Annotated in this window: 2 protein-coding genes and 1 pseudogene; 1 reads left to right on the top strand and 2 read right to left on the bottom strand. The window is 69.2% G+C overall.

Going from position 1 to position 7,053, the window contains the following annotated elements; all coding sequences use genetic code 11:
• Positions 1–693: pseudogene (locus WDU93_RS12355) on the bottom strand (hypothetical protein); the annotation flags it as partial.
• A 93-nt stretch (positions 694–786) separates the two neighbouring features.
• Between WDU93_RS12355 and WDU93_RS12350 the strand changes: the two are divergent.
• Positions 787–4,488 carry a S8 family serine peptidase gene (locus WDU93_RS12350; RefSeq protein ID WP_337321060.1) on the top strand — a complete coding sequence of 1,234 codons (3,702 nt, stop codon included), beginning with the start codon at positions 787–789 and terminating at the stop codon, positions 4,486–4,488.
• 175 nt (positions 4,489–4,663) lie between these two features.
• Here the strand turns inward: WDU93_RS12350 and WDU93_RS12345 are convergent, their stop codons facing one another.
• Positions 4,664–6,550 (bottom strand): alpha-amylase family protein, encoded by a 1,887-nt coding sequence (locus WDU93_RS12345; RefSeq protein ID WP_337321058.1) that lies wholly within the window; start codon positions 6,548–6,550, stop codon positions 4,664–4,666.
• Positions 6,551–7,053 lie beyond the last annotated feature (503 nt).

The following is a 7,053-nucleotide window of genomic DNA, read 5'->3' as shown; positions in this document are numbered from 1 at the left end:
CAGGATCATCCGCAGCGGCAGGGCATCCACCGCCCGCGCCTCCTCCCCCGCCGCCAGCGACGCCGCGAACGCGTCGAGCCCGGCGGGATACGCCTCGAGCATCGACCGCTCCAACAGCACCCGGTAGCGGACCCCGCGCGCCACCAACTCATCCTCGATGTCGTTCTGATCAGCCGCGGTGACCGCCACCGGGTACTGCACGAACGCGCACACCTCACGCACCGCGCCCGCCTGCACCCGGGCGAACCACTCGGCGACCGTGTCGGCGCCGCGCACCACCTGCACGATGTCGTCGGCACCACCCTCCATCGACACCGTGCGGTACATCTCCTCGAGCCGGTCGAGTTCGGCGCGTGCGCGGGCGACGACGTCCTCTTGTTCGGCCACCGCGGTCCCGAGGGCGATCGAGGGCGGCACGGCGGTGTACCGCTGACGGCCACCGTCGTCGGCCAGCGCGGAGGCGAAACCCTGAGTGACCAGCTCTTCCAACAGCTCTGCGGCGGCCTCGACGGTGACGTCGACAGCGGCCGCCAGCGTGGCGTCATCCGTCGATGACGTCGCGACCACGGCACGATAGGCGCGCAGCGCCTCAGGGCTCAGCGACGCGGCGAGCACACCCGCGAACGGTTCATCTGTCGGGCTGGCCGATGCCCCGTCCATCACGGCCCCTCTCGTCGTGCGGATACGCGCCATGTCGTCTACCCGCCAGTGGATTCCATTGTCCCGCGCTCGCCGCCCTTGAAAGAGTGACTCGTCACGCTCCGCACCCCAGGAAGAGGAATCAGCATGCATCCACCGGCACGCTCCGGGCTCGCCGCCATCGCGGCCGGCCTCGTGCTCGCGACGGGGGCGATCAGTCCTGCTGTCGCCCAGACCGCCCCGGCCGATCCGTCGGAGAGCGCCGTGCCCGCCGCTGCGGGTTCAGCCGATCTCACGGTCACGCTCGTCACCGGCGACGTCGTGCACGTCACCTCCCCCGGCACGGACCACGAGACGATCACCGTCGATGCCGTCTCGGGCACCCCCGACTCGATCCAGACCATGCAGATCGGCGACGACACGTATGTGCTCCCCGACGTCGCCACCCCCTACGTGACGTCAGGAGCGCTCGACGAGGAGCTCTTCAACGTCAGCGACCTCATCGACTACGGCTACGACGACCAGAGCTCCGGTGGTATCCCCGTCATCGCGCAGTACGACAGCGGGCTGCGCGCACAGCCGAAGGCGCTTCCGGGCAGTGCGAAGGTGCGGACCCTCGCGTCGGTCGGGGGCGCTGCCCTGAAGACCGACCACCAGAAGTCCTCGGCATTCTGGACAGCCCTCACCGCCGCAGGCAGGACCCGCACGACACCGGGCGATCTCGGCGGCGGCATCGACAGGCTGTGGCTGGACGGGCGCGTCACCCCGACGCTGGACGTCAGCGTTCCGCTCGTCGGCGCGCCGGATGCCTGGGCCGCCGGCTTCGACGGCACTGGCGCGACCGTCGCCGTCCTTGACACCGGCATCGATGCACAGCACCCGGACGTCGACGACGCCCTGCGCACCAGCGTGTCCTTCGTGCCGGGCGAGGAGGTCACCGATCGTGACGGGCACGGCACGCATGTGGCCTCCACGATCGTCGGCAGCGGCGAGGCCAGCGACGGCACTCATGTCGGGGTCGCGCCCGGCGCCGACCTGGTTGTCGGCAAGGTGCTCGCCGACGAAGGCTATGGCCAGGACTCCTGGATCATCGCCGGCATGGAATGGGCGGCGACCGAGGCGGATGCCGACGTCGTGAACATGAGTCTGGGAGACGACGAACGCACGGATGCCGAGAACATCCTCTCCATCTCACTCGACGCGCTGAGCAAGAAGCACGACACCCTGTTCGTCGTCGCGGCAGGAAACTCCGGCGGCGTAGGCACGATCGGAGCGCCCGGCACCGCGGAGTCGGCGCTGACCGTCGCCGCCACCGACGACGCCGACGGGCTGGCGCCGTTCTCGTCGCGCGGCCCGCGCGGCCTGGACGACGGTCTCAAGCCCGATCTCGCCGCCCCCGGCGTGGGCATCACCGCCGCCCGCTCGCAGTACTCCTCGGGTTCCGGTGCGCTGCGCACCCTCAGCGGCACATCCATGGCCACACCGCACGTCGCCGGAGCTGCGGCGATCCTTGCCGCGCAGCATCCGGATTGGAGCGCGGTGCACCTCAAGGATGCCCTGATGTCCTCCACGGTCGAACTGGACTACTCCCCCTACGAGGTCGGCTCTGGTCGCCTCGACATTCCCGCCGCGATGGATGCGATCGACGCGACCGGTTCGGTCTACTTCGGCAAGGCGCTGTGGGGAGAAGCCGATCCGAAGCCGGCCACCCGCAACATCGTCTACCGCAACACCTCGGATGCCGCTGTGGAGCTCACCCTCACGGGGAGCACGACCGGCCCCGACGGCGCTGTCGACCTCGTGCAGCTGTCGGCTCAGACGGTCACGGTGCCGGCCGACGGCGAGGTCAGCGTCGAGGCGACGGCCTCGTTCGCCGACGCCCGCATGGTGGGTCACTACCTCGGTCAGGTCGTCGCGACGACCGCGGACGGAACCGTCGTCGCCAGGACGACGACCGGGCTCACCCGTGAAGACGAGCGCTACGACCTCGATGTGACCGTGCTCGGCACGAAGGGCCAGCCGATCGAGGCTCAGGTCACGAAGTACCGCTACGGCTCCACCGCCTTCACCGGCGGGCTGAGCGACCCCGAGACAGGCGCGGTCAAGACCGAGCGGGTTGCGCCTGGCGTGTACGCCGCGTGGGTCAAGATTCGCCTCGGATCCACCGACGGCACCGACCGCACCTACTGGATCAACCAGCCGCACATCGTGGTCGACAAGAACACCGAGGTCGTGCTCGACCTGCGCGAGGCCACCCCGGTGCGCCTGGAGACCCCGCGCCCGAGCGACCCGTTCTACCAGCGCGTGGAGTGGTGGCACGACGCGGGCCTCGACATCGGCCTCGACACGTTCTACTCCGCGCTGCCGGCAGGTCCCGCGACCGAGGTCTGGGTCAACCCGCTGCAGAAGGTCGCCGGTGATGGGTTCAACGTCACCGCCAGGTGGGCGCGCACGCAGCCGCTGCTGGACCTCTCCGTGCGCCGTGCGGATGACACGGTGGATGCCGTTCCGCTCGCGCCGCTGTACCAGTCGGGCAGTCGGCGTCTGGACGGCAAGGTCGACCTGCCGGTCGTGGTGGCCGGCACCGGTACCCCGGAGGAGATCGCGGTGGTCGATGCCGAAGGCAAGGCGCTGATCGTGACCCAGGATGCGTCAGTGAGCCAGATCGAGCGTTCCGCCGCGGCCGCGGAGGCCGGTGCGGCGCTGCTCGTCGTGATCAACGACGGGGCGGGAACGCTCTACGACATCGCCGCCGGGACGGTGCCGGTGATCGCGGTCAGCGCGGAGGAGGGCGAGCACCTTCTCGCCGATCCCGCCGCCACGCGGATCACCGGCAAGGCGATCGCGCTGCCGGCATACGAGTACGACTATGCGCACACCTGGCAGGGCTCCGTTCCGGCTGACCTCACGCTCAAGCCGGGCAAGGGCGATGTCGTCGCGGTGACCGATCGCTTCGCCGACCCGACTCCGCGGACCGTGCAGGTCACCCGCTACGACTGCCCGTCGTACCTCACCCGGTGCCTCGGGTCCACGCGCCTGTGGGAGAGCGGAACCGACCACGTCACCTACCTGAGCCCCGGCCAGGAGGGTATCGCGGCGCCCTGGGTGGCGGATGTCTCCGTGCCCTCGGTCGGTCTGGATCTGCGCGACGTGAAGCGCAGCCATGCCGCCGGAAGTGAGATCGTGCTCGACTGGTTCGGCGTGCAGGCCCCACGCCAGGGAGACGGGTTCTGGCGCTCGGAGCACCGCAAGGAGCGCATCCGCGTGAATATGCCGCTCGCGAGCACCACCGACGGCATCACCGCCACGTGGGGACGCACCGCCACCGTCTCCAGCAAGCTCTATCAGGGCGACACGCTCCTGGCCTCAAGCTCTTCGCAGTCGGTCACGGGCACCGCGACCGGCGCGGGTCATCAGCAGTACCGGCTCGAGACGAGCGTGACGGTGCCGCAGGAGACCTGGTCGACGTCGAACCGCACGACCTCAACGTGGGTCTTCGGGATGGATGCTGCAGAGACCGGCAACCTGCCGCTGATCGGCCTGACCTATGACGTCCCCGTCGACGGTGATCGGGCGGTGTCGGCGAACGGCTGGACGGAGCTGTCGGTGATCGCCGCGCACGACCCCGGCGCGCTGCGGGCGGGCGAGGTCACGGAGCTCTCGCTGGAACTCTCCTACGACGAGGGGAAGACCTGGCAGGCGGTCGAGGTGACGCACGACGGTGACCGCTGGGATGCGCGGGTGAAGCTCCCGAAGGGCACCGACGCGGTGTCGCTGCGCACCTCGGCGAAGGATGATGCGGGCAATTCCGTCACCCAGGAGGTGAACCGCGCCTTCGACGTCCGGTGACCCGGCATACGACTCCGCGCCGTCCCTCGGGGCGGCGCGGAGTCGTGCACGGGGATCCCGCCGTCGTCACGCGCGGAGTTGTGCGCTTCGCGCGGATGCATCCGCCGTATCCGTCCGCGCGAAGCGCACAATCCCGCGCGAAGCGCACGGGCTCACGCCGGCATGGATGCCCCGCTCACACCCGCTCGCGCACCCGCAACCACCAGAACCCATGCGCGGGGATCTTCAGCCCTGCTTCCAGTGAGCCGGTCTCACCGCTCATCAGGTCGACGGCATCCGGCATCCACCCCGACAGGGTCAGCGCATCGATCCACACGGGGTCGTCGCCGACATTCGCGAGCACGAGCACGTGCGTGCCGCCCGTGCCAGGACGCGTGAAGCCGACGACCGAGTCCACATGCGCGTGGAACGCCCACAGCTCGTTGCCGGCGAACTCGGGTGTCGCCTGCCGCACCGCGATGAGTTCGGTCAGCCGCGCGAACACGCGGCCCGCGGGGGTGTCCGCAGAGAACCGCGCAGCGTAGTTCGCCTCGGGACGCCGCGGGCGGTGCACCCAGCGACTGTCGCCGGCCTCATCGGGATTGTCGGCATACGAGTAGTCATTCAGCTGCGCGACCTCGTCGCCGAGATACAGCAGAGGGATACCGCCGGTCGACATCGCCAGCGCGTGCGCGAGCACGACCCGATCCTCTCCCCCGGCATCCCCGGCCTCGATGCCCGCGAGCGATGCCGTCGTGCCGGTCACGCGGGCATCCCCCGTCTTGGGGTTCTCCTGGAAGGGCACCCCGCGCGCGAATGTTCCCTCGGCGCGGCCCACATAGAACGCGTTGAGGAACCGGCGGCGCCCGAACGCGTCGATGCCGAGCTCGGCGGCATCCTCGTCGGCGAAAGTCCACCCGATGTCATCATGGCTGCGCACATAGTTCACCCACGCCGTGTGCGGCGGCAGCGCGTGCCGTCGCTCGAGGGCCTGCTGCAGCAGCCGACCGTCGCGCGTGGCGAGGGCCTCCCAGGTCAACGCCATCTGCAGCGGGTTGTACGAGAGCTCACATTCCTCAGGCGATATATATTCGATGACCTCGTCGGGATGCACGATCGCCTCCGACTTGAACAGCAGGCTCGGCGCCGCCATCCGCAGCACCGCATTGAACGCCTGAAGCAGCAGGTGCGCTTCGGGCAGCGACTCGCAGGTCGTGCCCAGGCGCTTCCAGATGAACGCCACGGCATCCATCCGCAGAATCTCCACACCCTGGTTCGCGAGGAACAGCATCTCGCCCGCCATCGCCTGGAATACCGCCGGATTGGCATAGTTCAGATCCCACTGGAAGTGGTAGAACGTCGCCCACACCCAGCGCCCGTCGTCGAGCTGCACGAACGAGCCGGGGTGGTCGTCGGGGAAGATCTCGCGGGTCGTCTGCTCATAGGCATCCGGCATCTCACGGTCGGGGAAGATCAGGTAGTAGTCGCTGAACTCCGGCTCCCCCGCGATGGCCTTCTGCGCCCACTCGTGCTCGTTGCTGGTGTGGTTGAAGATGAAGTCGACCACCAGCGAGATACCCGCTTCGCGCAGTTCGGCACCGAGCTCCTTGAGCTCGTCCATCGTGCCGAGCGCCGGGTTCACGCGCCGGTAGCTCGACACCGCGTATCCGCCGTCGCTGTTGCCCTCCGGTGCTTCGAACAGCGGCATGAGGTGCAGGTACGTCAGCCCCAGCTCGCGGAAGTACGGAATCTGACGACGGATGCCGTCGAGCCCGCCCCCGAACCGGTCGACGTAACAGACACCCCCCAGCATCCGCTCGGACTCGAACCACGTCGGATCCGCCTCACGGCGCGCGTCGAGCGCCTTCAGGTCGGCGGGGCGGGCGGCCGATGCGGATGCCGCAAGCAGCACGACATCTTCTAGGCGGTCGACCCAGTCGGCGCGCTCGCCGTAGAGGTGCTGGAAGAGGGCGCGCAGCCGCGGCAGGTGCTGCGCGACGCGGTCCTGGAAGGCGATGTCGACGCCGGGAACCCGGCGGACGGCTTCCAGGATGCGTGCGAGGGAGTCGTCAATCACACGCATACTCTGTCGCAGCGGCGCAATCGGGGCAAGAAAATCTCCGCGGCGTGACGGCGGGCGTGTCGGAGAGCGCCCGAGGGGGGGGGATCGTGGCGTGATGCGCCGGTACGGAGCGGGTCTCCGTACCGGAACGGGGCGGGTACTCCCTCGCAACACGACCGGCGACGCCTCCCTGTGGTGCGACGACGAGGAAGCGTCACTGATGAGACGCCGAAACAGCCCGTTCATTATGCGAACCGGAGCAGATTCTTTCGACCAAGAGTGGTCGGGAGCGACCGCCGGTGGCGCCCGTGCCCCTGGGCGCCGAGTCGCCACCGCTCCGAGTGCACGGGTCCTACAAGAATCGCCAGGGGCACCGGGGATGCAGCAAGATCAACGAATCGACACCCCGTGCCCCCAAACGGCGTCGACGGTTGCTGTCGCTCGCATCCGCGGCAGTCGCTCCCTGCGTCCATCCTGCGCGCCATCTGCGGGAGTCACCATACGCAGATCGACCCATCCGCGGG

The sequence above is a fragment of the Microbacterium istanbulense genome, assembly GCF_037204145.1.
GTDB classification, from domain to species: Bacteria; Actinomycetota; Actinomycetes; order Actinomycetales; family Microbacteriaceae; genus Microbacterium; species Microbacterium istanbulense.
Note: the sequence above shows the minus strand (reverse complement) of the source record. Positions and strands in the feature narration are given on the sequence as shown.